A 682-nucleotide genomic window follows, 5' to 3' on the forward strand; every position below is an offset into this window, starting at 1 on the left:
ACAACGTCTAGAACTGGTTGAGGAGTTCATTCAGTCCGAGATCGGCTCAAAATATCCATATCAGTTTGCGATTCATAACCCTAAAGCAATGGACGGCAACGATCAGCCCCACGTGCATCTCATGTTTAATGAACGTCTGCAAGATGGAATCGAACGAGATCCAGAGCAATATTTCAAACGCTATAACAGCAAAAATCCTGAACGTGGCGGAGCTAAAAAAGACAATACAGGCAAGAGTTACCAGGAACGAAAAATTGATATTAAAGACCTACGCCAAAGATGGGCGGATTTATGCAACAGCCATTTAGAAAAACATCAAATTGATAGCCGTATTGATATGCGAAGCTACAAAGAGCAAGGCATAGAGAAAGAACCCGAAAAGAAACTGTTACCAAGCCAAGCCAAAGACCCTGAAATTAGGGAAGCCCTACAACAATCACGTACAGCCTATAAAGAGCTTGAGCGACTAGACTTAGGCGACCCGAAACAAGACCTGAAAGACCTCAAAAACAGCCCAATTTCAGACAAAGAAATTAAACAGGGTATTGAGAGCTTTAAGGCTGATTTTGACAGCTTTAAACAGCTTGCTTTGGAACAGTACAAACAACAGCAGAAATTAGAAAGAGAGCAACAGAAAACAATGAAGTTTAGAGGGATGAGCCGATGACACCTGATGAAAAAA

At 41.5% G+C, this 682-nt stretch carries 1 protein-coding gene; it reads left to right on the top strand.

From position 1 onward, the window contains the following. The coding region (locus HADU_RS15105) for a MobA/MobL family protein (RefSeq protein WP_008307681.1) at nt 1–667 on the top strand (667 nt) is incomplete at its 5' end. Between the last annotated feature and the right edge of the window lie 15 nt (nt 668–682).

Source organism: Acinetobacter sp. HA (assembly GCF_000264725.1).
Lineage (GTDB): Bacteria > Pseudomonadota > Gammaproteobacteria > Pseudomonadales > Moraxellaceae > Acinetobacter > Acinetobacter schindleri.